The organism is Streptomyces coeruleofuscus (genome assembly GCF_039532725.1).
Lineage (GTDB): Bacteria > Actinomycetota > Actinomycetes > Streptomycetales > Streptomycetaceae > Streptomyces > Streptomyces coeruleofuscus.
In genome coordinates this window covers 833,042-859,743 of sequence record NZ_BAAASE010000003.1, presented here as the reverse complement: position 1 = coordinate 859,743, position 26,702 = coordinate 833,042, and the positions used below count along the sequence as shown (strand labels likewise).

The window sequence follows — 26,702 nt, the reverse complement described above, 5'->3', positions numbered from 1 at the left end:
TTCGAGATGGCGTACGGTGCGGCGCATGGCAAGTGTGCTCGTGGTCGAGGACGACCAGTTCGTACGCTCGGCGCTCATCCGGCACCTGACCGACGCCTCGCACACCGTACGCAGCGTCGGGACGGCACTGGAGGCGCTGCGCGAGGTCGCCCATTTCCGCTTCGACGTGGTCATCCTGGACCTCGGACTGCCCGATCTCGACGGGTCCGAGGCCTTGAAGATGCTGCGCGGCATCACCGACGTGCCGGTGATCGTCGCCACGGCCCGGGACGACGAGACGGAGATCGTCCGGCTGCTGAACGCCGGAGCGGACGACTACCTGACCAAGCCCTTCTCCGTCGAGCACCTGTCGGCCCGCATGGCGGCCGTGCTGCGCCGCGCCCGCTCCGGCTCGGGGGACGGGGAGTCGTCCCCCGCGATCAGGGTCGGTGGCCTGACCGTCGACCCGCTGCGCCGCCAGGCCGAGCTGGACGGCACGCGGCTCGACCTCACCCGCCGCGAGTTCGACCTGCTCGCCTTCCTGGCCCGTCGGCCCGGTGTCGTCGTCCACCGCAAGGAACTGCTCGCCGAGGTGTGGCAGCAGTCGTACGGCGACGACCAGACCATCGACGTCCATCTGTCCTGGCTGCGCAGGAAACTGGGTGAAACAGCCGCGAATCCTCGCTATCTGCACACCCTTCGGGGCGTCGGTGTGAAGCTGGAACCGCCGGGGGCGGAGACGCCGCGATGAGGTGGGCCCTGGTCAAGGTGTCGCTGGCGGTGACCACCATGGTCGTGCTCGCCTTCGCGGTGCCGCTCGGACTCGTCATCCGCGAGATGGCCCGGGACCGGGCCTTCTCCAACGCCGAGCGCGAGGCCGCGGCCGTCGCCCCGGCGCTGTCCATCACCACCGACCGCGACCAGCTCGAACGGGTCGTGGCCTCCGCCGGCTCCGACGCCGGGATGGCCGTGCACATACCGGCGGGCGACGGTCAGGAGACCCTGGAGCTCGGGCGGCAGCGCGCCGCCGAGGAGGACATCGCCGCCGTGCGGAAACTGGGCCGCGCCTCCACCACCGGCGTCGCCGGCGGCTCGACGCTGCTCCAGCCGGTCGCGCTCAGCACCGGCGAGATCGCGGTCGTCGAGGTGTACGTGCCGGAGGCCGAGGTCACCAACGGTGTGGGAACGGCCTGGGCCGTGCTCGCCGGGGTCGGTGTCGCGCTGGTCCTCGGCTCGGTCGCGGTCGCCGACCGGCTCGGCGTGCGGATGGTCCGGCCCGCCAAGCGCCTGGTCGAGGGGGCGCGCGAACTGGGGGAGGGCAGGCTGGGCGCCCGCGTGCCCGAGGAGGGCCCCACCGAACTGCGGCTCGCCGCGGTCGCGTTCAACTCGATGGCGGACCAGGTCGTCCAACTGCTGGCGAACGAACGGGAGCTGGCGGCCGACCTGTCCCACCGGCTGCGCACACCCCTCACCGTGCTGCGGCTCAACACCGCCTCGCTCGGCGAGGGACCGGCCGCCGAGCAGACCCGGACCGCGGTCGAGCAGCTGGAGCGCGAGGTCGACACCATCATCCGTACGGCCCGGGAGTCCAAGCCGCAGACGGCCCCGGCCGGTCCGGGCGCCGGGTGCGACGCGGCCGAGGTCGTGCGGGAGCGCATGGCGTTCTGGTCGGCGCTCGCGGAGGACGAGGGCCGCACATGGCGGGTGGCCGGGGCCGACCGGCCGGTGCGCATACCCGTGGCCCGCGCCGACCTGGCCGCCGCGCTCGACGCGCTGCTCGGCAACGTCTTCCGGCACACCCCGGAGGGCACCGCCTTCGCGGTCGACGTGCACAACGGCGAGGACGCGGTGATCGTCCTCGTGTCCGACGCGGGCCCCGGCATACCCGACCCGGAGGCCGCGTTGGCGCGGGGCCGCGGCTCCGGGAGCGACGGCTCGACCGGGCTCGGCCTGGACATCGTGCGCCGGCTCGCGGAGTCGACCGGCGGGGACGTGCGGATCGGCTCCTCGGTGCTCGGCGGGGCGGAGGTGCGGATCTGGATCCAGCCGGCCGGGCGGGCGCCGGCGAGCAGGGGAAGACGCGGGCCGGTGCGGCGGCGGCGTCCGGGCAGGCTGGTCGCTGCATACAACCGCTCCCGCTCCGACTGACGGCTTCCGCTCGCTCCGGCCGGCCCTGGCCCCTCCGGGGCGCGTGAACGCTCACGGGTCGGTCACGTTTCGACAAATCGAAGCGGTGACCCTTGACGCATGACCGGACATACGGCTGTTATTGCGCCACCGTGTTCGGTCAAGTTGATTTCTGGTCGATTAAGACCGGATTTCGCGCCACACCCTCGGTGGCCGAACCCTGCCCTCAGGAGCCGTTCATGCGCGACCTCTCCCCCTCCGGACCCTCCTTCCCCGCTCCCAGCCGCCGCACCCTGCTGCGCGGCATAGGCGGCGCGACCCTGCTCGGCGCGGGAATACCCCTGCTGAGTGCCTGCGGCGGGAGTGGCACGGCCGCCGACCCGAAGACGGTCAGCCTCGGCTCCAACTCCTCGGACGCGGTGCCGAAGAAGGCGTTCGCCGAGATCTACGCGGCCTTCACGAAGAAGTCCGGCGTCAAGGTCGACGTGAACACCAAGGACCACAACACGTTCCAGGAGCAGATCAACTCCTACCTCCAGGGCACGCCCGACGACGTGTTCACGTGGTTCGCCGGGTACCGCATGCAGTTCTTCGCGTCGAAGAAGCTCGCCACCCCGATCGACGACGTGTGGCAGAAGATCGGCGGGAACTTCCCCGAGGCGATGAAGAAGCTCAGCAAGGGCGAGGACGGCAAGTACTACTTCGTGCCGCTGTACACCTACCCGTGGGCGGTGTTCTACCGCAAGAGCGTCTTCGCCCAGCACGGCTACGAGGTCCCCACCACCTGGGACGCCTTCGTGGCCCTGTGCAAGCGGATGCAGAAGGACGGGCTGGTCCCGATCGCCTTCGGCGACAAGGACGCCTGGCCCGCGATGGGCACCTTCGACCAGATCAACTTCCGTACCAACGGCTACGACTTCCACGTCGAACTGATGGCGGGCAAGGCCTCCTGGACCGACGCCAAGGTGCGCAAGGTCTTCGACCACTGGACGGAGATCCTGCCCTTCCACCAGGAGGGCGCGGTGGGCCGCACCTGGCAGGACGCGGCGCAGACGCTGGTGGCGAAGAAGGCCGGCATGTATGTGCTGGGCACCTTCGTGGGCCAGCAGTTCACCAACAAGGCCGACCTGGACGACCTGGACTTCTTCGCCTTCCCGGAGATCGACCCGGCCTTCGGTCAGGACACCGTCGAGGCGCCCACCGACGGCTTCATGCTCTCCAAGGCCCCGAAGAACAAGGCGGGCGCCGTCGAGCTGCTGGAGTACCTGGGCACGCCGGAAGCCGAGCAGATCTACCTCAAGTCCGACCCGAACGTGGTGGCCGCCTCCACCAAGGCCGACACCTCCTCGTACACGCCGTTGCAGAAGAAGGCGTACGAGATGATCTCGGGCGCCAAGAGCCTGACGCAGTTCATGGACCGCGACTCCCGCCCGGACTTCACCTCCACGGTGATGCAGCCCGCGCTCCAGAACTTCGTCCGCAACCCCAAGAACGTCGACAGCATCCTCTCGTCGATCGAGCGCCAGAAGAAGACGATCTTCGCTTCCGGCTGACCGAACGGAGAATCGACGACTCGGATCCGACATGACTGCCACCCCCGCCAAGGTCCCGGAGACGGCCGACGAGCCGGCTCCGGGGCCCGCCCCCGCGTCCCCGCCCGCCAAGGTGCCCCACGGGCACAGGCGCCTGCTGACCCGCCGCGACCGGCTCACGCTCGGCCTGATGGCGGGCGTGCCGACGATCCTGCACGTCGCCCTCGTGTGGCTGACGGCCCTCGCCTCCATCGCGCTGGCCTTCACCACCTGGGACGGCATCGGCTTCGACTCGATCACATGGGTCGGGCTCCAGAACTTCCGTGAACTGTTCACGAGCAACCCGCAGTTCTGGCCGGCCGTCGAGCACAACGTCGTCTGGTTCGTCGTGCTCATCCTGCTGCCCACGCCCTTCGGCCTGTTCCTGGCCGTGCAGCTGGACAAGCGGATCCGCTTCAGCCGCGTCTACCAGACCGCGTACTTCCTGCCGGTGGTGGTGTCGCTGGCGGTCACCGGGTTCGTCTGGCAACTCGTCTACAACCCCGACACCGGCCTGATCAACAGCCTCATCGGAGCCAACAAGCCCGGCCACTACATCGACTGGATCGGCGACCCGGACCTCAACCTCTGGGCCATCCTGGTCGCGGCCTCCTGGCGGCACGCCGGCTACATGATGATCCTCTACCTGGCCGGCCTCAAGGGTGTCGACCCCGCGCTGCGCGAGGCCTCCGCGCTGGACGGCGCGGGCGAGTGGCAGACGTTCAAGAACGTCGTCTTCCCGACCCTGCGGCCCACCAACACCATCGTCCTGGTCGTCACCATCATCGAGGCCCTGCGCGCCTTCGACCTGGTCTTCGTCTTCAACAAGGGCGCCCAGGGCACCGAACTGCTGTCGATCCTGGTGACCAACAACATCATCGGCGAGTCCAGCCGCATCGGATACGGCTCCGCCATCGCCGTCGTCCTGCTGGTGATCTCGCTCGCGGTGATCATTCCGTACCTGATCGCCACCTTCCGGAAGGAGCGGCGCGCATGAGCACCGTCGCCGGCGCTCACAAGCAGCGCACCCCCATCCGCCCCGCCCGGGTCCTGCTGCACACGTTCCTCGTCGTCACGGCGCTGGCCTGGCTGGCGCCCCTACTGTGGGCCCTGCTCGCGGCGATGCGGCCGTACGCGGAGACCAGCGAGAAGGGCTATGTCTCCTGGCCCGACAAGCTGACCTTCGACAACTTCACCAACGCCTTCCAGCAGTCGGACATGCTGCACTACTTCGGCACCACGCTGATCGTCGCCGTGCCGGCCGTGCTGCTGACGCTGCTGCTGTCGTCGATGGTCGCCTTCTACGTCAGCCGCTTCGACTTCCGCGTCAACCTGTTCCTGCTGCTGGTCTTCACGGCCGGCAACCTGCTGCCCCAGCAGGTCATCATCACCCCGCTGTACCGGCTGTACCTGCTGATCGACCTGCCCGGCATCACCATGTCCGGCAAGCTCTACGACTCCGCGCTCGGCCTGGTCCTCATCCACGTGGCGTTCCAGTCCGGCTTCTGCGCGTTCGTGCTGAGCAACTACATGCGCTCGCTGCCGCACGAACTGACCGAGGCCGCCCTCGTCGACGGTGCCTCCGTCTGGCGCCTGTACTGGCAGATCGTGCTGCCGCTGTGCAAGCCCGCGATGGCCGCGCTCGCCACCCTCCTGTCCATCTGGATCTACAACGACTTCTTCTGGGCCATCGTCCTGATCTCCACCGGTGAGAACATGCCGATCACCTCGGCCCTGAACAACCTCTCCGGCCAGTACTTCACCGACCCCAACCTGGTCGCGGCCGGAGCCCTGCTCACGGCCATCCCCACCCTCATCGTCTACTTCGTGCTCCAGCGCCAGTTCGTCAGCGGCCTCACGCTGGGCGCCAACAAGGGCTGACCGTTCCCGAAAGAGATCACCGTGCAGCACCCCTTCACGCCGCTGGCCTCCGTGCCCGTCGACCTCCGCCACGCCCGAGTCCACGAAGAGGGCTGGCAGTCCTGGAGCCCCAGCGGCGCCTACGCCCTCGGCACGGCGCCGTACCGCCCGGCCAACGCCAACTGGACCACCGTCTGCTACCGCCCCGGCGTCACCGTCCGCGACGGCGTCTTCCAGGGCGAGGGCCTGCTCGCGCTCGACCCCGGCGACGGCTCACAGGTCCGGCTGTGGGCGGCGGCCGAACCGACGCGCGAGGTGCCGTCGATCCGGCTCGCCGTACGGGACGGGATCGCGGAGGTCGGTGCCGACGGCCTGGTGAAGGAGTGGACGGGCGACGACATCCAGTCCGTGCTGGGCGACTGGGCCGCCGGTCTCGGCATCGCGGCCCCGCGCCCGGCGCCCACCGTCTGGTGCTCCTGGTACGAGTACTTCACGGAGGTCACCGAGGACGACATCCACGAGAACCTCCGCGCGATGGACACCCTCGACCTGCCCGTCGACGTCGTCCAGATCGACGACGGCTACCAACGGGCCCTCGGCGACTGGCTCACCCTCTCCGGCCGCTTCCGCTCCCGCGCCTCAATCGCCGACAAGATCCGCTCCCGCGGCCGCCGCGCCGGCATCTGGACGGCACCGTTCCTCGTGGACCCGGCGAGCGACCTGGCCGCCGAGCACCCCGACTGGCTGGTCCGGGACACCGCCGGCGGCTTCGCCCACGCCGGCCGTAACTGGGGCCACGACCTGCGCGTCCTGGACACCACCCACCCGGACGCGGCGGCGTACCTGACCGAGGTCTTCACCACCCTGCGCGCGGAGGGCTACGACTACTTCAAGACCGACTTCCTCTACGCGGGAGCCCTGGACGGCGTACGCCACGCGGACGTCGACCCCCTCACGGCGTACCGCTCCGGCGTCCGCCTGATCCGCGACGCGATCGGCCCGGACTCCTACCTCCTGGGCTGCGGCGCCCCGATGCTCCCCTCCATCGGCCTGTTCGACGCCATGCGGGTCAGCCCCGACACGGCCCCCCACCGCCGCCCCGAGGCCGACGACTACAGCCAGCCCGGCCAGGACCCGGCCGAGTTCACCGGTGCCGGCCGCCAGTGGCAGCACGGCCGCCTCTGGATCAACGACCCGGACTGCCTGATGGCCCGCCCGGCTGTCGAGACCCGCGAACAGTGGGCGGCACACGTGGAGGCCACGGGAGGCCTGATGGCCTCCAGCGACCGCCTGCTGTCGCTGGACGAGTGGGGCGTGACGACGACCCGCCGGCTGCTGACGCCACGCGGCGTCTCCTGACATGCCGGGGCGCGGCACTCCCCTATCAGTGCCGCGCCCCGTCCCCCCGCCTCGCAGTGGCTATACCGCCTCCACCTCCGGCAGCGTCCCGGTGCGCGCCGCCTTCGCGTACCAGTGGGCGCTGGACTTCGGGGTGCGTTCGAGCGTCGCGTAGTCCACGTACACCGCGCCGAAGCGCTTGCCGTAGCCGTAGGACCACTCGAAGTTGTCCATCAGGGACCACAGGAAGTAGCCGCGGACGTCCGCGCCGTCGGCGATCGCCCGGCGGACCGCCGACAGGTGGCCGTGCAGGTAGGCGACGCGCTCCGGGTCGTGCACCCGGCCGTCCGAGTCGATCTTGTCGTCGTAGGCCGCGCCGTTCTCGGTGATGTACAGCGGCAGGCCCGGCGCCTCCCGGGTGTAGCGCATGATCAGCTCGTGCAGGCCGGTCGGGTCGATCGTCCAGCCCATCTCGGTGCGGTCGCCGGGCGTCTGGTGGAAGGCGACGTCGTTCGCGGCCGGCCAGGGCGAGTGCTCGCTGGACCCGTGGCCGTCGGCGCGCGGCCCCTTCGCCGCCGGGTCGGCCGCCGAGACCAGCGCGGGCGTGTAGTAGTTGAGGCCGAGCGCGTCCAGCGGCTGGTTGATCAGCGTCAGGTCGCCGTCGAGGACGTAGTCCCAGTCCGTGAGCTCCGCCGTCGCCACGTACAGCGACTCCGGGTACGCGCCGTGCAGGACCGGGCCGTGGAAGACGCCGTTGGCCAGATCGTCGATCTTCCGGGCCGCCGCCAGGTCCGCCGGGCTCTGCGAAAGCGGCCTGGCCACCGTGGAGTTGAGGCTGATCGCGACGGAGTTGCGGGCCGGCATCACCGACCGCAGCGCGGACGCACCCAGCCCGTGCGCCAGGTTCAGATGGTGTGCGGCGCGCAGCGACGCCGCCGGATCCGTACGGCCCGGGGCGTGCACCCCGGAGGCATAGCCGAGGAACGCGCTGCACCACGGCTCGTTGAGCGTCATCCACTGCTCGACCCGGTCGCCCAGCGCCTCGCCGACGATCTGCGCGTACTCCGCGAAACGGTACGCCGTGTCACGCTCCGGCCAGCCGCCCGCGTCCTCCAGCTCCTGCGGGAGATCCCAGTGGTAGAGCGTGACGGCCGGCTTGATGCCCTTGGACAGCAGCTCGTCGACCAGCCGGCGGTAGAAGTCCAGTCCCTTCTGCACGGCCGGACCCCGGCCGGTCGGCTGCACCCGCGACCACGAGACGGAGAACCGGTAGGCACCCAGGCCCAGCTCCGCCATCAGCGCCACGTCCTCGCGGTAGCGGTGGTAGTGGTCGACAGCGATGTCACCGTGGTCGCCGCCGGCCGTCTTGCCCGGCGTATGGCTGAAGGTGTCCCAGATCGACGGCGTACGGCCGTCCTCCCGCACCGCACCCTCGATCTGGTACGCGGAGGTCGCCGCGCCCCAGAGGAAGGCGGGAGGGAAGGTCACCGCAGTGGCCGGGTTCTCGGAGTCAGGCATGGAAGCGCTCCCATTGGAGGTCGTGGAGACCGATGGTGGAGGGGGAGGGGGAGGAAGGGGGGGAGAGGAGGGGCCGGAGCAGCGCTGGCCCGGCCCCTGGAAACAGGGCGTCAGCCCTTGACAGCGCCCTGCATGATGCCGCCCACGATCTGCTTGCCGAAGATCGCGAAGACCAGCAGCAGGGGCAGCGTGCCGAGCAGCGCGCCCGCCATGATCAGGGACTGGTCGGGGGTGTAGCCGCGGCCCAGACCGGCGACCGCGACCTGGACGGTGGGGTTGCCCATCTGGGTCAGCACCAGGAACGGCCACATGAAGTCGTTCCAGGTCTGCACGAACGTCAGCATCCCGAGCACGGCCATCGCCGGCCGCGCCGCCGGGAACACCACGTGCCACACCACGCGCCAGCTGCTCGCCCCGTCGACCCGGGCGGCCTCGATGATCTCGTCCGGCAGCGCCTGGATCAGGTACTGCCGCATGAAGAACACACCGAACGCGCTCACCAGCGACGGGAAGATCACCGCCTGCAACTGGTCCGTCCAGTCGAGCTTGGCGACCATCATGTACAGCGGGATCACGCTCAGCTGCGGCGGCACCATCATCGTGCCGATCACGATCAGCATCAGCGCGCCACGGCCCCGGAACCGCAGCTTGGCGAAGGCGAAACCGGCGATCGTCGACAGGAAGACGATGGTCAGCGCCGACGTACCCGCCACGATCGTGGTGTTGAAGAACGCCTCACCCAGATTGGCGTCCTTCCAGGCGATCTCCAGCTTGTCGAACAGACCCGAGCCGAACCAGAACGGCGGCGGTGTCTGCGCGAGCCGCTGATTGTCACGCGAGGCGGCGATCGCCGTCCACACCAGCGGGAACAGCGAGACGATCGTGAACACGATGAGGATCGCGTACGCGATCGGCCCGCCGTGCAACTGCCCGCCGGCCCGCGCGGACTTCGGCAGGCGGGGGCGTTTGGACTCCTTCGCGGGCGCAGCGCCGGGCGGCGGTGCGTCCTGGGGCGTCACAGTCGTCGTCACGGCCGGAACTCCTTAACTACTGGCGCGCAGCCGGCGCGAGATGACGTAGTTGACGATGCCGATGACGATCAGGATGAGGAACATCGTCCAGGCGATCGCCGAGGCACGGCCCAGGTGCTGGGCGACCCAGCCCTGCTCGTACAGATACAGACCCAGCGTCTGGAACTGGTGCTCCGCGCCGCCGGAGGTGCCCTTGTTGGCGTCGAACAGCAGCGGCTCTCCGAAGACCTGGCTCGCGCCGATCGTCGATACGACCACGGTGAACAGGATCGTCGGGCGCAACGCCGGCAGCGTCACATGGATGAACTGCTGCCAGCGGTTGGCCCCGTCCAGGGCCGCCGACTCGTACAGGTCCTGCGGGATCGCCTGCATCGCGGCGAGGTAGATCAGCGTGTTGTAACCGGTCCAGCGCCAGATGATGATCGACGAGACGGCGATCTGCGAGTACCACTTGTCGTTCTGCCAGTCGACCGGGCTGATGCCGACCATGTCGAGTGCCCAGTTGATCATGCCGTAGTCACGGCCGAAGAGCAGCACGAACACCAGCGAGGCGGCGGCGATCGACGTCGCGTACGGCGCGAGCATCGCGACCCGGAAGAAGGTCGAGGCCCGCAGCTTGTAGTTGAGGATGTGGGCCATGCCCATCGCCATCAGCAGCTGCGGAACGGTGGAGATGATGCCGATGGTCAGGGTGTTCTTCGCCGCGTTCCAGAAGAACTCGTCGTCGAAGATCCGGGTGTAGTTGCGCAGCCCGACCCAGTTCATGTCGGTCGGCGCGGTCAGCTCCACCTGGTGCAGCGAGGCCCAGCCCGTGTAGACCAGCGGGAACAGGCCGAACGCGACGAACAGCAGGAAGAACGGCGAGACGAAGGCGTACGGGCTCCAGCGGATGTCCCGCTGCCAGCGGCGGGACAGCCGGTCCCGGCGCCGCCGCTCCTTCTCCAGGGACACGGGGTCCGCGGGCGGGCGGCCCGGGGCCGCGCCCCCCTCGGCGGGGGGCGCGGCGGTGTCGTGGCGGGTGGCCATACGGGTCACTGGTCCAGCTTGTTGTCGATGGTCTTGACCGCGGAGTCCCAGGCCTCCTTGGCCGACTTGCCCTTGGTCGCCAGGATCACGCCGTTGTCCGTCAGGCCCTGCATGATGATCTGGTCCTTCGGGCCGATCACCTGTTCCGGTGCGGCCTTGGCGGCCTCCGCGAAGACCGGGCCGATCTTCTGGTCACCGGTCATCTCGTTCGTCGCGCCGGTCACCTCGGGCATGGTGTAGGTGGACGGGGCGCTCGGGAAGCTGGCCTGCACCTTGAACAGCTTCGCCTGCTGCTCCGGCGCGGTCAGCCAGGTCACGAACTTCTGGGCTTCCTTCACGTTCTTGCCGCTCTTCGGCACGGTGAGGAAGGTGCCGCCCCAGTTGCCGCCCTTGGGCGCCTCGGCCACGGCCCACTTGCCGGCCGCGTCCGGCTTCGAGTAGCCCTTGATCGTGCCGAGCATCCACGGCGGGCAGGCGATGGCGGCGAACTTGTTGTTGGCGATCGAGGAGTTCCAGCCCGGCTGGAACTGCGTCTCCGACTGGACGAGGCCCTTCTTGGCGGCATCCGCCGTCAGGTCGAAGGCGGCCTTGACGGCCGGGTTCGTCTTGTAGATGACCTCGCCGGAGGAGTTGTAGAACTTCTCCTTCTCGCTGCCCAGCACCGCCTGGATCAGACCGCCGGGGGAGTCCATGAAGAAGGTGCCCTTGGGGGCCTTCGACTTGTAGCGCTCGCCGACCTTGACGAGCTTGGCCCAGTCGCCGGCCCACAGCTTGCCGACCTCGGCGGGGTCGGTGGGCAGACCGGCCTGCTTGAAGAGGTCCGTGCGGTAGCAGATCGCCATCGGGCCGACGTCGGTGCCGAGGCCGATGGTCTTGCCGTCCTTGGTGGTGGCCTGCTGCCACTTCCAGTCCAGCCACTTGCTCTTGTCCACGCCCGGAGCCTTGGACATGTCCTCGAGCTTGTCGGACTGGGTGGCCGTGACCTCGGCGATGTTGGCGACTTCGACGGCCTGGACGTCCAGCAGACCGCTGTTGGTGGTGAGGTGGTTCAGCAGCGCCGGGTAATAGTTCTCGTTCCGCTGGACGGAGTTCTCGGCGATCTTGATCTTCGGGTTGAGCTTCTCGTACTCGGCGTAGAGGCCGGCTTCCTTGAAGCCCATGGTGCCGAAGAGCCCCACCGAGATCGTGGTCTTGCCACCGCTGTCGCCGTCCGAGGAGCCGGAACCGTCGCTCTTGCCGTCGTCGGCACAGCCGGCCAGCAGCCCGGCGCCCAGCGACGCGGCGGCCGCGAGGACCATCGCCTTGCGGGCGGTTCGGATGCGTGCTCGCATGTCGTCCTCCTGTTGCCCTGACGTGCCGACCCCCCGGCCAACTGCATTGTTGGACCCGTTTTTACTCGCTGCGGCTCGGGCGGGGAACGTGCGGGTTGTGTATGTGTCAGGTACTGTGGGAGCGCTCCCACCAGTGATGTGTTGAAGGTTCTCCGGTCGCGGCGGGGGTGTCAAGGGACCGGACAGCGAGAGATGCGTTCAGTTATCGGGACGTTAACTGGACCCGGGCGGCAGTCCCTTGCGGCCCCGGGCGGCGGTATCCAGCCAGTCGGACCGGCTCGCCGGTCGAAGCGGAAGCCCGCGGGCGGCGGGCCTCGGTGGCGGTCACTACGACTGACAAGCCTGTTAAATTCCAGGCCAGCCGCAGAGTGCGGGTGTGGACGGGAAGGCGGAGCCCATGGCAAGCCACGGAGCGCGAGGCCGAAGTGGTGGCCGGCCCACCCTCGAAGAGGTGGCGGCGCGCGCCGGTGTCGGCCGCGGCACGGTGTCCCGGGTGATCAACGGCTCGCCCCGGGTCAGCGACGCGACCCGCGCGGCCGTCGAGGCGGCCGTCGCCGAGCTCGGCTACGTCCCCAACACCGCGGCCCGGGCCCTGGCCGCCAACCGCACGGACGCGATCGCCCTGGTCGTGCCCGAGCCGGAGACCCGGTTCTTCTCGGAGCCGTACTTCTCGGACATGCTGAAGGGCGTCGGGGCGGAGCTGTCCGACACGGAGATGCAGTTGCTGCTGATCTTCGCGGGCAGCGACAAGGAACGCCGCCGCCTCGCCCAGTACCTGGCCGCCCACCGGGTGGACGGCGTCCTGCTGGTCTCGGTCCACGCGGACGATCCGCTGCCCGACCTGCTGGCCCAGTTGGACATCCCGGCGGTGATCAGCGGCCCGCGATCGGCGGCGGAGACCCTGCCGTCGGTCGATTCCGACAACTACGGCGGCGCCCGCCAGGCCGTCGAGCACCTGCTGTCCCGCGGCCGCCGCCGGGTGGCCCACATCACCGGCCGCCTCGACGTCTACGGCGCCCAGCGCCGGACCGAGGGCTACCGCGACGCCTTGAGCGACGCGGGCCACGAGGTGGACGAGGCGCTGATCGAGCCGGGCGACTTCACGGAGGAGGGCGGCAGCCGTGCCATGGCGGCACTGCTGGAGCGCCGCCCCGACCTGGACGCGGTCTTCGCCGCCTCCGACGTCACGGCGGCCGGCGCCCGCCAGGCGCTGCGCGAGGCGGGGCGCCGCATCCCCGACGACGTGGCGCTCGTCGGCTACGACGACTCCGCCATCGCCCGCCACATGGAACCGCCCCTCACCAGCGTCCGCCAGCCCATCGAGGTGATGGGCCGCCGGATGATCGACCTCCTCCTCACGGAGGTCGCCGACCGTCGTCCCCTGGCGTCCCGGGGGCTGGACCGACGGCAGGTCGTCCTCGCCACGGAGCTGGTGCCCCGGTCGTCGTCGTGACGCCGCATCCCCTGCTGGACATCGCCGAGGTCGCCCGGACCGAGCCGTATCTGCTCGCCGGCGGGGAACGCTGGTTCGTGAAGCAGGCGACGACCGACGCCGCCCAGCACGCGCTGAACCGGGCCTGGGTCTTCCACCGGGCGGTACGGCCTGCGGTGATCGTCCCCCAGCCGCACCGGTTCGCGACGGGCGACGGCCGCACGGCGGCGGTGATGCCCTGGCACGACGGGGAGCTTTTGCACTCGCCCGCGCGGCTACGCCACGCAGGCCCCCTGACCCGCTTCCAAGCCCTCCGCACCACCGTGCACGCCCCCGGGCCGCGCCATCCGCCTCCTGATGAACACGGCCGGCGAGGAGCCGGCCTGGCGGGGTACGGCGGCCCGGCTGTCGCTCGTGGAACGGGCCACGCGCACGGACCCGGCCGAACGCTTCACGGCCGTGGCGGAGTTGACCGCGGCGTGGCGGCGCTCGGCACACGGCGCCCCGGACAGCGCCGCATGACATCCACCGCGTCCGGCACGAACACCCACCGCCGGAACGCCTCCTGAAGCTCCTGCTCCCCGACCCACCCGTGCCAGGCGATCTCGGCCGGGTCGGGCCGGAGGGGCTCGGCGACGACGGCCTCATGCACACCCAGCCAGTAGGGGCTGATGGCCCCACGGCAAAGGAACTTGAAGACGAACCGCACCGTCACCCGGACCCCCAGCTCCTCGGCCAGCTCCCGGGCCGCGGCCTCCTCGTAGGCCTCCCCGACCTCGACGCCCCCGCCCACCAGCCAGTCGTAGTGGCCCGGGAACCGGGAGACGTGCTCCGGCCTCCGGTGCACCAGCACCCGCCCCTGCGGATCACGGCAGACCGTGGTCGCGACCCGGTGCAGCCAGCCGTGCCGGATCGCCTCGTCCCGGTCGACCACCCCGATCACCCGGTCCTGCTCGTCGACCCGCTCCACCACTTCACCCATGGCATCACGATCGCAGAGAGGGACGGTCACACCCTCGCCGCCGCCAACCGCCGTACCAGGTAGGCGCCCGCCGTCGAGACCAGGACCGCCATGCACGCGATGAACACCAGGCCCGCGCCCTCCAGGCCGATCGGGCCCGTCAGGAGGCCGACGCCGATCACCGGGACCGAGATGCCCGCGTAGGCGACGACGAACAGCGTCGAGATCACCGCCGCGCGCTGGTGCTCGGGAGACGCCCCGGCGACCTCGGACAGGGCGCCGCGGAACGCCAGGCCCTGCCCGACGCCGCCGACGAGCGCGCTCAGGATCACCAGCGACATCAGCTCCCACCGCAGCGCGCCCGCGAGCAGGGCCAGCCCGGCGAGGAGTCCGGCGCAGCCCAGCGGGAGGGAGCGCCGCACACCGACCGGGCCGACCGCCAGTTGCCCGGCGGTCGACGCGAAGAAGGCCAGCGCGACGACCAGCCCGCTCACGGCGTGGTTGTCCACGTGCAGGGACTCGGCGAGGAATTCGGGGCTGACCGAGGTGAACACTCCGAAGAGGGCGAAGCCGGCGAAGGAGGCGATCGCCGCGGGGGTGAACACCGCCCGTACCTGCGGGGGCAGCGCGGGGCTCTGTGGCCGTACGGTGCGCGGCGGCTTCCGCTCCCGTACGGTCTCCGCGAGCCGCAGCAGGACGGCGGCCGAGCCGGCCACCAGGACGAGGTGCGTGACGAACGGCAGGTACAGCGGCCAGTCGGCGTACTGCGCGAGGAGCCCGGAGAGCAGGGGACCGCAGCCAAGTCCGCCCATGGTGGCGGCCGTCGCCACGAACGTGGCCCGGGAGGCGCCCCCGCCCGGCGCCAGCTCCATCACGTAGGCCGTGGCGGCCCCGGTGAACAGACCGGCGGAGAGCCCTGACAGCAGTCGCCCCGCGTACAGCCAGCCCAGCCCGGTGGCACACAGGAAACAGACGGCGCTCGCCGCCGCGAGGCCCAGCCCGCACAGCAGTACCGGGCGCCTGCCGACGGCGTCCGAGGCATTGCCGACCAGCAGCAGGACCCCGATGACCCCGAAGGCGTACAAGGCGTACACCACGGTCACCGTCAGCTCGGAGAACCCGAACTTGTCCTGGTAGAGGGGATAGAGGGGGGTCGGCAGCGTGGTGCCGGCCATGCACACGGCGAACACCGCCCCGCCGAGCACGCACGCCCGCCACCCTCGGCGCTCACCGTCCATGCCGCCGACCGTAACTCCGGCCGCTGCCCGGCCCGGGACCGGCGCGCAAAAAGCTTCAGCCGGTGGCTTCGACACGAAGCCACCGGCTGATTACTCAGGGTGAGTGACGGGACTCGAACCCGCGGCATCCTGGACCACAACCAGGTGCTCTACCAGCTGAGCTACACCCACCATGACCGGCTTGGAGATCAGTGACTTCCCCGACCGGCCGAGAAAAAGTGTACAGGGTCCGAAGGGGTGCTCGCGCCCGGCTTTCGCGGCGCCCCTCCGCGGGCCCCCGGCACGGCTACTGGGCAGGCAGAACGTGCTTCGCGGCGATCTTCTTCGCGGTGTCCGAGTCGGGCCCGGGCTGCGGGACGAAGACGGCCTCGCGGTAGTAGCGCAGCTCCGCGATGGACTCGCGGATGTCGGCGAGCGCGCGGTGGTTGCCGTTCTTCTGCGGGCTGTTGAAGTACGCCCGCGGGTACCAGCGGCGGGCCAGCTCCTTGATCGACGACACGTCGACGATCCGGTAGTGCAGGTAGTCCTCCAGCGTCGGCATGTCGCGCAGCAGGAAGCCGCGGTCCGTGCCGACGGAGTTGCCGCACAGCGGGGCCTTGCCCGGCTCCTTGACGAACTCCCTGACGTACGTCAGGACCTGCTCCTCGGCGTCCTTCAGCGTCGTGCCGTTCGGCAGCTCCGTGAGCAGCCCGGAGGCGGTGTGCATCTGACGCACCACATCCGGCATCGTCTCCAGGGCCCGGTCCGGCGGCCGGATGACGATGTCCACGCCCTCGCCGAGCACGTTCAGCTCGGAGTCGGTGACGAGGGCGGCCACCTCGATGAGCGCGTCGTCCGACAGCGAGAGGCCGGTCATCTCGCAGTCGATCCACACCATGCGATCGTTCATGTGTCTAACCTTACGGTGAGCCGCCCCGGGCTGAGCCGACCGTGCGGTGACCTTGTGGCCAGAGGAGTACCTGCCTCGCCGCCCGGGGTGTGCTCGCCTCCCTGAACGGCACCGGACCCGCGCGGAGGTCTCCTCCACACGGGCCCGGTCACCGGCTCACGTCACCTCATGTCGCGCTGCGCTGCCCCGGCAGACTCGCCCGGCTCGGCACGTACGCCTCCCGGCCGTTGTCCGACCCGGCCGACGCCGACGCGGACATGGCGGGGGACGATCCGACCGCGCTCGCCGCCGCCGTACGGCGGGACTGGAGCGGGACGGGATGCTCCGGGTGCAGCGAGGCCGGTGGCTGGCCCTGCTGGCCGGGGTGCCCCCCGTGGCCCGGCATGCCGGACCCCGGTCCGCCCTGGGCGGCCTCGGTGTCCTGCGGCCGCTCGCCCTGGGGGCGACGGGCGCGGTACGCCGCCCGGTACGCGGCCGGAGACGAGCCCAGCTGACGGCGGAAGTGCCCGCGCAGGGCTACCGGCGACCGGAAGCCGCAGCGCCCGGCCACCTCGTCCACCGAGTAGTCCGACGTCTCCAGCAGGCGCTGCGCCTGGAGCACCCGCTGCGTGATCAGCCACTGCAGCGGGGCACTCCCGGTCAGGGAGCGGAAGCGGCGGTCGAACGTACGACGGCTCATGTACGCGCGTGCCGCCAGGGTCTCCACGTCGAACTGTTCGTGGAGGTGCTCCAGCGCCCAGGCGACGACCTCGGCGAGCGGGTCGGCGCCGATCTCCTCTGGTAAAGACCTGTCGAGGTAGCGCTCCTGACCGCCGCTCCGGCGCGGGGGCACGACGAGGCGCCGGGCCAGGGCCCCTGCCGCCTCGTTGCCGTGGTCCGTGCGCACGATGTGCAGGCACAGGTCGATGCCCGCGGCCGTGCCGGCCGACGTCAGCACGTCGCCGTCGTCCACGAACAGCTCGCGCGGATCGACGTGCACCGACGGATAGCGTTTCGCCAGCGTCGGCGCGTACATCCAGTGTGTCGTCGCGGGCCGGCCGTCCAGCAGGCCCGCCGCCGCCAGCACGAAGGCGCCGGTGCACAGCCCGACGATGCGGGCGCCCTCCTCGTGTGCCCGGCGCAGCGCGTCGAGCGCGTCGTCCGGTGGCGGAGAAGTGATCGAACGCCAGGCCGGCACGACGACCGTACCCGCGCGTGAGATCGCTTCCAGGCCATGTGGTGCGCTGAGTTCGAGGCCCCCTGTGGTCCGCAGTGGGCCGTCCTCGCCGCCGCACACCAGCAGTCGGTAGCGCGGAACGCCGGCGTCCTGGCGGTCGATCCCGAACACCGACAACGGTATGGAACTCTCGAAGATGGGGCCGCCGCTGAACAGCAGCACCGCGACGATCTCCTTGCGACGTCGCCCGGAAAGCTTCCGGGCCGCGGCTTCCGGCGCGGCAGTGGAGTCGTGGCTCATACTGCTAAGCCCCCCTCGGTGGTCGCGGCTCCTCGGTTGTGTCGCTCCTGCACGTTTCCCCTCGGTCCTGCACGAGTCCCCCGCCGTAGACAGTCAAGATCGAATCTACTGTGTCCCGTTGCGCCGCAGTGGCCGGATCGGCACTCGGCACATTGTCGACTTGGCAACTTGGCGTGAAGCATTCGATCACGAAGCGTTGCACTCGTGGGGCGTGCAGGGAAGTGCGCCTTGTCGCAGTGGCCAATCCGCGTAGGGTGCGCGGCACCCCCGAGGCCCTTTCCGTGCAGGTCGAACGGGGGTTGGGGGGCTGTCGGGGAGGGGTCGGCAGGGGTGTGAGAAGTTGGCTGAAAAGCAGCGTGCGCGTGCGCGGAAACCGGTCAGCCGACCGGTGTATCCCCGCCAGTGTGCCGTCCGCCACGGTGTGACCCCGTTCCGGTGCGGTGGTGCCGGCCCCGGTGGGGTGCCCGGTCCTCGGCCGCCAGCCGGGCCGCGCCGCGCTCCGACTGGCGCAGCAGGACCCGGCAGGCGCCCGTGACGGCCGCGAGCCCGAGTGCCGTGCCGGCGGCACCGGCCAGGGAGGCGCCGTACCCGAGGAGCACGAGCGGGACGAGCAGGCAGCTGAAGGCCGCCCAGCGGACCACATCCGTCGCGGTGTCCCGCGGCGGCGGGGTCGCGCGGTCCGCCTCGGAGGCGGGGCGTGGTCCGGGCATGGGTGCTCCCTGTGGCGTGACTCACGGGGTTCAACGCGTGGCCGGTGAGCAGGTCACTGTGTGACCGGATCACCCCCACGGGTAAGTGAATCCTGTGCAAACCGCCTGTACAGGGCAGCAACCATTGCGTTACGGGCGGTGCCTCGTGCATGCTCCCTGGAACCCGCACGCACCGTGAGCGGGATCTGGGCTAAGGAGGCGTGCCGCCGTACCCTTGGGGGTATGGGGGTGGGAAGACCATTCCCGGACACAGCTCCGCCGCACACTGTTGTCCCCCATATAAGGATCACAACGCCGAGACAGCCATGGCCGGTCACGAATTCTTCGAACCCGCGGACCGCAAGCGGCCCGTCGCCGATCCCACGGCGGCCGAGCCCCTGGCGGCGGAAGAGCCACGCCACTCCTGCGATCCCGCATTCAAGCACGGGGTCGTCGTCGGCTTCGACGGCTCCACGTCCAGTGAGCGCGCCCTGGCGTACGCGATCGGCATGGCCCATCGCTCCGGGTCGGGCCTGATCATCGTCCACGTCGCCAACCGGCTGCCGACCACCGTGTGGGCCGGCTGCGAACCGCCCGTGTTCGTGGACGTGCCGGACCATCGGACCGAGGTGCTCGGTCTTGAACTGGCCTGTGCGGACTACCTCGCCGAGGTGCCCTGGATCCTGGTCGAGCGCGGCGGTGACATCTGCCACGAACTCGAAGAGGTCGGCCGGGAGTACGAGGCGGACGCGATCGTGGTCGGGTCGACCCATGGCCTCGTCGGGCGGATCTTCGGCTCCGTCGCCGGGCGGCTCGCCAAGCGCGCGAAGCGGCCCGTCATCGTCATTCCCTGAGCATTCCCTGAGTGCCAACTCCCTTGCTGCCCCTGTGCGGTGCGTAAATCTACTCGCGCGTAGAGGTGTTTGTGCCCTTGTGAAGGGCATATACGGAACACCGCACAACTGCACATGCACGAAGGGAGCCCGCCGTGGACAAAGACGTCTCCGCGGGAAGCGGAATCACCGCCGTGATCGGCCGACTCGCCCTGGGAATCACCCTGTTGGCCTTCGGTCTGGGACACACCGCCCTGATCGACGGCGTGTCGGCTGCTGACGCCGTGTCAATCGCCCAGTACGTGGGCGGCATTGCCCTCTTCGCCGCCGGACTGATGGCCCTGCGGGGCGGGGACTCCGTCGGTGGGACGGCGTTCTCGGTGCTCGGGGCGCTGTGGTTCACGTGGGCCGTGTCGGCGGGTGCCTCCGGCAACGAGGCAGGGTTCTTCCTGCTGTTGTTCGCCCTCGTGGCGCTGTCGCTGACGCTTGCGGGTGGCGAGCAGCTCGGTCAGGTGGTCCACGGGCTGTTCTTCGTCGCCCTGTTGCTCATGGCAATCGCCGAGTTCGCCGGTAACGACGGGTTCGCCAAGGTGGGCGGGTGGTTCGCCGTGGCGGCGGGGGCTGTCGCCTGGTACGCGGCGACCGCGGCGCTCGCGCACTGGCCCACGGCGCTTCCGCGACGCGCTGCCGGCCGGGGAGTGACGGCCACCGGTTAGCTGCGCCGGCTGGGGAGTTGGGCGGCTTCCCGGCGATGAAAACGGACCCCCCGTGCTTGGTGGCAGCGCGTGGGGGTCCGTCCTCTTTGTTTGGCCTGTGCGGGTGCGTGGGCGTTGTTCGCGCAGTTCCCCGCGCCCCTAAAGGAGGGCCACTTACTCCACCGTGACTGACTTGGCCAGGTTGCGGGGCTTGTCGATGTCCCTGCCCAGGGCCAAGGCCGTGTGGTAGGCGAGGAGTTGGAGGGGGATGCCCATCAGGATGGGGTCGAGTTCGTCCTCGTTCTTGGGGACGAGGATGGTTTCGTCGGCCTTCTCCTGGTGCTGGTGGGCCACCGCGAGGATCTTGCCGCTGCGGGCCTTGATCTCCTCCAGGGCGGCGCGGTTCTTCTCCAGGAGGTCGTCGTCGGGGACGATCGCGACCGTGGGGAGGGCGGGCTCGATCAGGGCCAGGGGGCCGTGCTTGAGCTCGGAGGCGGGGTAGGCCTCCGCGTGGATGTAGGAGACCTCCTTGAGCTTCAGGGAGGCCTCGCGGGCCACCGGGTAGCCCCGCACGCGGCCGATGAAGAGCATCGAGCGGGCCTCGGCGAACTGCAGGGCCAGCTTCTTGACGTCCTCCTCGTGCTCCATGATCTCGGCGATCTGGGCGGGCAGCTTGCGCAGGCCCTCGATGATCCGCTTGCCGTCGCGGACCGACAGGTCGCGGGTGCGGCCCAGGTGGAGGGCGAGGAGCGCGAAGGCGACCGTGGTGTTGGTGAAGCACTTGGTGGAGACCACGCAGACCTCCGGGCCCGCGTGGACGTAGATGCCGCCGTCGGCCTCGCGGGCGATCGCGGAGCCGACCACGTTCACCACGCCCAGGACCCGCGCGCCCTTGCGCTTCAGTTCCTGCACGGCGGCCAGGACGTCGTAGGTCTCGCCCGACTGGGAGACCGCGACGTAGAGGGTGTCGGGGTCGACGACCGCGTTGCGGTAGCGGAACTCCGAGGCCGGCTCGGCGTCGGCGGGGATGCGGGCCAGCTCCTCGATCATCTGGGCGCCGATCATGCCCGCGTGGTACGAGGTGCCGCAGCCGAGGATCTTCACACGGCGGATCCGGCGGGCCTCGCGGGCGTCGAGGTTGAGGCCGCCCAGGTGCACGGTGGAGAAGCGGTCGTCGATGCGGCCGCGCAGCACGCGGTCCACGGCGTCGGCCTGCTCGTGGATCTCCTTGTGCATGTAGGTGTCGTGGCCGCCCATGTCGTACGAGGCGGCCTCCCACTCGACGGTGGTGGGCTCGGCGGTGGTGCGGGTGCCCTCCGTCGTGTACGTGCGGAAGTCGTCGGCCTTCAGGGTGGCCATCTCGCCGTCGTCCAGCGTGACTATCTGGCGGGTGTGGGCGACCAGCGCGGCGATGTCCGAGGCGACGAACATCTCCTTCTCGCCGATGCCGAGGACGACCGGGGAGCCGTTGCGGGCGACGACGATCCGGTCGGGGAAGTCGGCGTGCAGCACGGCGATGCCGTAGGTGCCCTCGATCAGCCGGAGGGTCTCGCGGACCTTGTCCTCCAGCTTGGTGGCCTGCGAGCGGGCGATGAGGTGGGTGAGGACCTCGGTGTCGGTCTCGGAGAGGAACTCGACGCCGTCCGCCTCCAGCTTGCGGCGCAGGTCGGAGGCGTTGTCGATGATGCCGTTGTGGACGACGGCGACCTTGCCCTCGGCGTCCAGGTGCGGGTGGGCGTTGACGTCGGAGGGGGCGCCGTGGGTGGCCCAGCGCGTGTGGGCGATGCCGGTCGTGCCCTTGAAGCGGGCCGGGACCTTGGCCTCCAGATCGCGGACGCGGCCCTTGGCCTTGACCATCTTCAGGCCGGAGGCCTTCGGGGACGTGATGACGACGCCCGCGGAGTCGTACCCGCGGTACTCCAGGCGCTGGAGGCCTTCCAGCAGGAGGGGAGCGACGTCACGCTTCCCGATGTAGCCGACGATTCCGCACATAGATACGCATTCCTAGCCGTAGACGATGCGCCGCAGCTGCCGGAGCGAGAGCTCCGGCGGTGCCACCGCGCGGTACTTGAGATCCGCCTCGATCCGCTCGAAGATCGCCGCGTTCACCAGGCCCTGGGCCTGGAGCTCGCGGTGGCGGCGACGGACGTACTCCTCGGTCGTCTCGTCGAAATAGGCGAGCACGTCCTGGATCACACGCAGCGCCTCGCCCCGGCTGAGGGGCGTGGACCGCGTCAGGTGATCAACGAGTTCGTCGTGCACCCGGTAGATCCTGGAGCACCGGCGGCGCTTTCGCAAGAATCCTGCCCGGTTCCGGGCACATCGCCATGGGGTTTCTTTGGGAGAAGGTTGAACCCGTCATGAGCGCTTGTTCGTGATGCGTCCACCGGGTGGCCGGTATCCCGTTGCCCGAGGCGTCGATTTTTGGACGCCATGGACATTCCTCGTATGGGCGTACCCGAGCGGCTCGCCGAGCGCATGAGCATGGCCGAGCAGCACGAGTACCTGCGCGCCAGGTTCTCCCGGCGCTCGATGATCAGAGGCGGCACCGTCACGCTCGGTGCCGTCGTGGGTGGCGCCTTCGTGCCGGGTGCCACCGCCCAGGCGGCCGTACCGACCGCCCGCACCGCTGCGGCGACCGAGACCGTCGACGGCGCGCTCGTCGCCCCCTTCGGACGCCACCTCGCCTACGGCACCGACCCGCGCACGGAGATGACCGTCTCCTGGCAGGTCCCGGTCGCCGTCAAGAAGCCGTTCATCCGGATCGGCGCCCACCCCACGGACCTCTCCCGGAGGATCGACGCCGAGGTCCGCACCCTCTTCACGCCGGCCGGGGTCGGCGCGAGCGGCAACCACACCCAGTACTACGTCCACGCCCGGCTGACCCATCTGCGCCCGGGCCGGACGTACTACTACGGCGTCGGTCACCAGGGCTTCGACCCGGCCGAAGCCCACCTCCTGGGCACCCTCGGCACCTTCACCACCGCCCCCGCGCACAAGGCGCCCTTCACCTTCACGGCCTTCGGCGACGAGGGCGTCAGCTACCACGCGCTCGCCAACAACAGCTTGCTCCTCGGCCAGAACCCGGCCTTCCACCTGCACGCCGGCGACATCGCGTACGGCGACCCGACAGGCCAGGGAAGGACCGACGACACCGGCTTCGACTCACGCGTGTGGGACCAGTTCCTCGCCCAGACCGAGTCCGTCGCCAAGTCCGTCCCGTGGATGCCCGCCTACGGCAACCACGACATGGAGGCCTGGTACTCGCCGGGCGGCTACGGCGGCGAGGAGGCTCGCTGGACCCTCCCGGACAACGGCCCCGACCGGAAGAACCTCCCGGGCGTCTACTCCTTCGCCTACGGCAACACGGCCGTCATCTCGCTCGACGCCAACGACATCTCCTTCGAGATCCCGGCCAACCTGGGCATCTCCGGCGGCACCCAGACCAAGTGGCTGGAGGACCGGCTCAAGAAGTACCGGGCGAGCAGGGACATCGACTTCATCGTCGTGTTCTTCCACCACTGCGCCTACTGCACCTCCACCTCCCACGCCTCCGAGGGCGGGGTCCGGCAGGAGTGGGTGCCGCTGTTCGAGAAGTACACCGTGGACCTGGTCGTCAACGGCCACAACCACCAGTACGAGCGCACCGACGTCATCAAGGACGGCGAGGTCACCAGGAAGCTCCCGATCGGCGGCACCGCCTACCCCGAGACCGACGGCGTGGTGTACGTGACGGCCGGAGCGGCGGGCCGCAGCCTCTACGCGTTCAGCGCCCCGCTGTCGTACGAGGGCAACGAGCACGACGTGGACTCCGTGCCCTCGTTCGTCAACGTCAAGGGCGGCAAGCAGAACGAGACCGTCACCTGGTCGCGGGTGCGCTACCTCGACTACTCCTTCCTGCGCGTGGACGTCACCCCCGCGCCGAAGGGACGCCTGGCCACGCTCACCGTGCGCGGCATCGCCGAGACCGGGGAGCAGGTGGACCACTTCACGGTGGCGCGCCGGGCGAAGTAGCGCCCCGCGGCTGCTACATCCGCTTGAGGATCGCCTGCTTGGCCAGCGCGAACTCGTCGTCCGTCAGCACGCCCGTGCGGTGCAGCTCACCGAGCTCCCGCAGGCGGCGCAGCAGGGCGTCGTGATCGTCCTCGGCGGACGCGACCGGAGGAGAAGGCAGTTCCGGTCGCGCGTCCGTCACGTCGCCGCCGGCGGCCCGGGCCGGGTGCGGAAGCCTGGCCTGGACCGCCGCCGCGACCAGCGCCATCAGCGGGTCCTTCTTGAAGCCCCACAGTTCCACGGCGTTGGGGTCGTACTTGGGCGGGGCCTTGGTCGGCGCGTTCCGCACGGTGAAGCGGAGGTAGCCGTTCTCCAGGCCGGCCGCCGGCTGCCACTCCACGCCCGTGATGTCGGTGAGCGCGAGCGTGCGCGCACCGGCGGCGGCCTTGGCGTCCTCCGTCTTCCAGTTCCACTCCAGGCGTATGCGCTCACCGTCGAAGCCGGCGGTGCCGTCTCCGGCGGAGACCGACAGCGGCACGGCGGGCCCCGGCAGCAGGTACTCGTCCACCGGTTCGCCCGGCACCTGGTCCAGGAGCAGCGCGTTGCGCACCTCGTCCGTGAAGTACTCGGCGACGCCGTAGCGGTCGGACTCCACGATGAGCTGGTAGGGGTCGTGGGGTTCGGTGAGCCGGCCGCCCGTGGCGTGCAGCAGCGGGTCGGCGCCGTCGCGCAGGCGGAGTCTGAGCCGCCCCGCCTTCTTGCCCTGCTCGAAGGAGATCCCGGCCAACGCCCCCAGTGGGACGACCAGTTCACCCAGCTCCCTGCGCAGCAGACTGACATTCTTGTCCCGCCCGGGGGTCAGCCGCAGGGCGTCGCCGTCGAAGGCCCACGTGCCGTCCTTCTGGATGATTTCCGCCATGGGGTGGATTGTTCCACCAGTCTCACGAGAGAGTGGTCCAGACCTCTTGGAGCTCAACGGCTCATGGAAGGGACACGCTTGTGAGAGATGGCCGTGTGAGACCGCACCACAGAACGCTTCACCTCCTCGGTGCCCTGCTGCTGGTCGCGATGGGCGTCTCCATGACAGGCGCCGCCCCCGCACAGGCGGCATCACCCACCCCGCTCGACCGCGTGATACCCGCCCCCGCTTCCGTCGCCCCGGGCGGCTCCCCGTACCGCATCACCCGCAGCACGCACATCCACGTCGACGGCTCGCGGGAGGCGCGGCGCGTCGCCGAGTACCTCGCAGCCGTGCTGCGGCCCTCCACCGGCTACCGCCTCCCCATCACCGACCACGGCGCCGGGGGCATCCGACTGCGCCTCGCCAAGGGCCCCTTCGGCGCCGAGGGCTACCGCCTCGACAGCGGCCGCAGGGGCGTCACCGTCACCGCGGCCGACCCCGCCGGCCTCTTCCACGGCGTGCAGACCCTGCGGCAGCTCCTCCCCGCGGCCGTCGAGAAGGACACCGTCCAGCCCGGCCCCTGGCTCGTCGCCGGCGGCACCATCACGGACAGCCCGCGCTACGGCTGGCGCGGTGCCATGCTCGACGTCTCCCGGCACTTCTTCACCGTCGACCAGGTCAAGCGCTACATCGACCAGCTCGCCCTCTACAAGATCAATAAGCTGCACCTGCACCTCAGCGACGACCAGGGCTGGCGCATCGCCGTCGACTCCTGGCCGCGCCTGGCGACCTACGGCGGCTCCACCGAGGTCGGCGGCGGCCCCGGCGGCTACTACACGAAGGCCCAGTACAAGGAGATCGTGCGGTACGCCGGCTCCCGCTACCTGGAAGTCGTCCCCGAGATAGACATGCCGGGCCACACCAACGCGGCCCTCGCCTCCTACGCCGAACTGAACTGCGACGGCGTGGCACCCCCGCTCTACACCGGCACCGAGGTCGGCTTCAGCTCGCTGTGCGTCGGCAAGGAGATCACGTACGACTTCGTGGACGACGTGATCCGCGAGCTGGCCGCGCTCACGCCGGGCGAGTACCTCCACATCGGGGGCGACGAGGCGCATTCCACCAGCCACGAGGACTACGTCAAGTTCATGGACCGGGTGCAGCCGGTCGTCGCGAAGTACGGCAAGACGGTGGTCGGCTGGCACCAGCTCACCGGGGCGACTCCGGCGAAGGGGGCTCTCGCCCAGTACTGGGGGCTGGACAGCACCAGTGCCGAGGAGAAGGCGCAGGTCGTGAAGGCCGCGCAGAGCGGGACGGGGCTGATCCTGTCTCCGGCCGACCGGGTGTATCTCGACATGAAGTACACGAAGGACACGCCACTGGGGCTGTCGTGGGCGGGGTATGTCGAGGTGCGGCGGTCCTACGACTGGGATCCGGGGGCGTATCTGCCCGGGGTGCCGGCCGGGGCTGTGCGGGGCGTGGAGGCGCCGATGTGGTCGGAGACCCTCGAGAACTCCGAGCACATCGAGTACATGGCGTTTCCGCGGTTGCCGGGGGTTGCCGAGTTGGGGTGGTCGTCGGCGGCTTCTCACGACTGGGAGCGGTACAAGGTGCGGCTTGCTGCGCAGGCTGAGCGGTGGGACGTCCTGGGCATCGGCTATTACAGGTCGCCGCAGGTGCCGTGGGGGTCTGACGGGCGGTGAATCGTCTGCGGGTGCGTGGGGGCTTGTCGCGCAGTTCCCCGCGCCCCAAAAGAATGCGCAGTTCCCCGCGCCCCAAAGGAATGCGCAGTTCCCCGCGCCCCTGAAGTGAAACGACGGGCACCCCGGAGGAC

General features: G+C 70.1%; 23 protein-coding genes and 1 tRNA gene. 11 read left to right on the top strand and 13 right to left on the bottom strand.

Features of this window, described 5'->3' with window-relative positions:
- Positions 1–25 precede the first annotated feature (25 nt).
- The 6 genes from ABFX81_RS15080 (at position 26) to ABFX81_RS15055 (ending at position 6,896) form a co-directional block, all read left to right on the top strand.
- Entirely contained in the window at positions 26–730 is a 705-nt protein-coding gene (locus ABFX81_RS15080; protein WP_346138170.1) for a response regulator transcription factor, read from the top strand.
- On the top strand, positions 727–2,127 hold the full coding sequence (locus ABFX81_RS15075; RefSeq protein WP_086855532.1) for an ATP-binding protein: 1,401 nt from the start codon (positions 727–729) through the stop codon (positions 2,125–2,127). The genes ABFX81_RS15080 and ABFX81_RS15075 overlap by 4 nt, the downstream gene beginning before the upstream one ends.
- Before the next feature lie 218 nt (positions 2,128–2,345).
- A complete protein-coding gene (locus ABFX81_RS15070) occupies positions 2,346–3,659 on the top strand; it encodes an extracellular solute-binding protein (protein WP_086855531.1) in 1,314 nt (437 codons plus the stop codon).
- Between the two features lie 31 nt (positions 3,660–3,690).
- A complete protein-coding gene (locus ABFX81_RS15065; RefSeq protein WP_346138169.1) occupies positions 3,691–4,674 on the top strand; it encodes a carbohydrate ABC transporter permease in 984 nt (327 codons plus the stop codon).
- Entirely contained in the window at positions 4,671–5,558 is an 888-nt protein-coding gene (locus ABFX81_RS15060) for a carbohydrate ABC transporter permease (protein WP_086854787.1), read from the top strand. The genes ABFX81_RS15065 and ABFX81_RS15060 overlap by 4 nt, the downstream gene beginning before the upstream one ends.
- Before the next feature lie 21 nt (positions 5,559–5,579).
- Positions 5,580–6,896 (top strand): alpha-galactosidase, encoded by a 1,317-nt coding sequence (locus tag ABFX81_RS15055; protein WP_086854788.1) that lies wholly within the window; start codon positions 5,580–5,582, stop codon positions 6,894–6,896.
- A 60-nt stretch (positions 6,897–6,956) separates the two neighbouring features.
- On the opposite strand, the gene ABFX81_RS15050 is transcribed toward ABFX81_RS15055, so the two are convergent.
- From ABFX81_RS15050 to ABFX81_RS15035, 4 genes are all read right to left on the bottom strand, one after another.
- Positions 6,957–8,393 carry a GH1 family beta-glucosidase gene (locus ABFX81_RS15050; RefSeq protein WP_346138168.1) on the bottom strand — a complete coding sequence of 479 codons (1,437 nt, stop codon included), beginning with the start codon at positions 8,391–8,393 and terminating at the stop codon, positions 6,957–6,959.
- Positions 8,394–8,503: 110 nt separating this feature from the next.
- The gene (locus ABFX81_RS15045) at positions 8,504–9,424 is read right to left on the bottom strand and encodes a carbohydrate ABC transporter permease (RefSeq protein ID WP_086605565.1); all 921 of its coding nucleotides are present in this window, start codon (positions 9,422–9,424) and stop codon (positions 8,504–8,506) included.
- Between the two features lie 12 nt (positions 9,425–9,436).
- The gene (locus ABFX81_RS15040) at positions 9,437–10,450 is read right to left on the bottom strand and encodes an ABC transporter permease subunit (RefSeq protein ID WP_086843222.1); all 1,014 of its coding nucleotides are present in this window, start codon (positions 10,448–10,450) and stop codon (positions 9,437–9,439) included.
- Positions 10,451–10,455: 5 nt separating this feature from the next.
- On the bottom strand, positions 10,456–11,781 hold the full coding sequence (locus ABFX81_RS15035; RefSeq protein WP_086843225.1) for an extracellular solute-binding protein: 1,326 nt from the start codon (positions 11,779–11,781) through the stop codon (positions 10,456–10,458).
- A gap of 397 nt (positions 11,782–12,178) precedes the next feature.
- Here ABFX81_RS15035 and ABFX81_RS15030 point away from each other — a divergent pair, with 397 nt between their 5' ends.
- Positions 12,179–13,234, top strand: coding sequence for a substrate-binding domain-containing protein (locus tag ABFX81_RS15030; protein WP_086843227.1), 1,056 nt, complete (start codon positions 12,179–12,181; stop codon positions 13,232–13,234).
- A gap of 430 nt (positions 13,235–13,664) precedes the next feature.
- On the opposite strand, the gene ABFX81_RS15025 is transcribed toward ABFX81_RS15030, so the two are convergent.
- From ABFX81_RS15025 to ABFX81_RS15000, 6 genes are all read right to left on the bottom strand, one after another.
- Entirely contained in the window at positions 13,665–14,195 is a 531-nt protein-coding gene (locus ABFX81_RS15025) for an NUDIX domain-containing protein (RefSeq protein WP_086843229.1), read from the bottom strand.
- 26 nt (positions 14,196–14,221) lie between these two features.
- The gene (locus tag ABFX81_RS15020; protein ID WP_086843231.1) at positions 14,222–15,412 is read right to left on the bottom strand and encodes an MFS transporter; all 1,191 of its coding nucleotides are present in this window, start codon (positions 15,410–15,412) and stop codon (positions 14,222–14,224) included.
- 98 nt (positions 15,413–15,510) lie between these two features.
- Positions 15,511–15,583 (bottom strand) — tRNA-His (locus ABFX81_RS15015).
- Between the two features lie 115 nt (positions 15,584–15,698).
- Positions 15,699–16,301: an oligoribonuclease gene (gene orn, locus ABFX81_RS15010; protein ID WP_086843233.1), complete on the bottom strand. Its 603-nt coding sequence runs from the start codon at positions 16,299–16,301 to the stop codon at positions 15,699–15,701.
- A 166-nt stretch (positions 16,302–16,467) separates the two neighbouring features.
- The gene (locus tag ABFX81_RS15005) at positions 16,468–17,757 is read right to left on the bottom strand and encodes a helix-turn-helix domain-containing protein (RefSeq protein WP_150481019.1); all 1,290 of its coding nucleotides are present in this window, start codon (positions 17,755–17,757) and stop codon (positions 16,468–16,470) included.
- Positions 17,758–18,134: 377 nt separating this feature from the next.
- Positions 18,135–18,467, bottom strand: a complete 333-nt coding sequence (locus tag ABFX81_RS15000; RefSeq protein ID WP_346138167.1) for a hypothetical protein — start codon at positions 18,465–18,467, stop codon at positions 18,135–18,137.
- Positions 18,468–18,772: 305 nt separating this feature from the next.
- On the opposite strand from ABFX81_RS15000, the gene ABFX81_RS14995 reads away from it, so the two are divergent.
- Both ABFX81_RS14995 and ABFX81_RS14990 read left to right on the top strand, forming a co-directional pair.
- Positions 18,773–19,300 (top strand): universal stress protein, encoded by a 528-nt coding sequence (locus ABFX81_RS14995; protein ID WP_086855635.1) that lies wholly within the window; start codon positions 18,773–18,775, stop codon positions 19,298–19,300.
- 134 nt (positions 19,301–19,434) lie between these two features.
- Complete coding sequence (locus tag ABFX81_RS14990) at positions 19,435–19,995, top strand: GPR1/FUN34/YaaH family transporter (RefSeq protein ID WP_086855636.1); 561 nt, start codon at positions 19,435–19,437, stop codon at positions 19,993–19,995.
- 153 nt (positions 19,996–20,148) lie between these two features.
- Here ABFX81_RS14990 and glmS read toward each other — a convergent pair whose 3' ends face one another.
- Both glmS and ABFX81_RS14980 read right to left on the bottom strand, forming a co-directional pair.
- Positions 20,149–21,966 (bottom strand): glutamine--fructose-6-phosphate transaminase (isomerizing), encoded by a 1,818-nt coding sequence (gene glmS / locus ABFX81_RS14985; RefSeq protein ID WP_150481016.1) that lies wholly within the window; start codon positions 21,964–21,966, stop codon positions 20,149–20,151.
- Between the two features lie 12 nt (positions 21,967–21,978).
- Complete coding sequence (locus ABFX81_RS14980; protein ID WP_031114246.1) at positions 21,979–22,236, bottom strand: hypothetical protein; 258 nt, start codon at positions 22,234–22,236, stop codon at positions 21,979–21,981.
- A 186-nt stretch (positions 22,237–22,422) separates the two neighbouring features.
- Here ABFX81_RS14980 and ABFX81_RS14975 point away from each other — a divergent pair, with 186 nt between their 5' ends.
- A complete protein-coding gene (locus tag ABFX81_RS14975; RefSeq protein ID WP_346138166.1) occupies positions 22,423–23,988 on the top strand; it encodes a purple acid phosphatase family protein in 1,566 nt (521 codons plus the stop codon).
- 13 nt (positions 23,989–24,001) lie between these two features.
- On the opposite strand, the gene ABFX81_RS14970 is transcribed toward ABFX81_RS14975, so the two are convergent.
- Positions 24,002–24,886 (bottom strand): DUF4429 domain-containing protein, encoded by an 885-nt coding sequence (locus tag ABFX81_RS14970; RefSeq protein ID WP_346138165.1) that lies wholly within the window; start codon positions 24,884–24,886, stop codon positions 24,002–24,004.
- 149 nt (positions 24,887–25,035) lie between these two features.
- Between ABFX81_RS14970 and ABFX81_RS14965 the strand changes: the two genes are divergently transcribed.
- A complete protein-coding gene (locus tag ABFX81_RS14965) occupies positions 25,036–26,571 on the top strand; it encodes a beta-N-acetylhexosaminidase (protein ID WP_346138203.1) in 1,536 nt (511 codons plus the stop codon).
- The last annotated feature ends 131 nt before the right edge of the window (positions 26,572–26,702 follow it).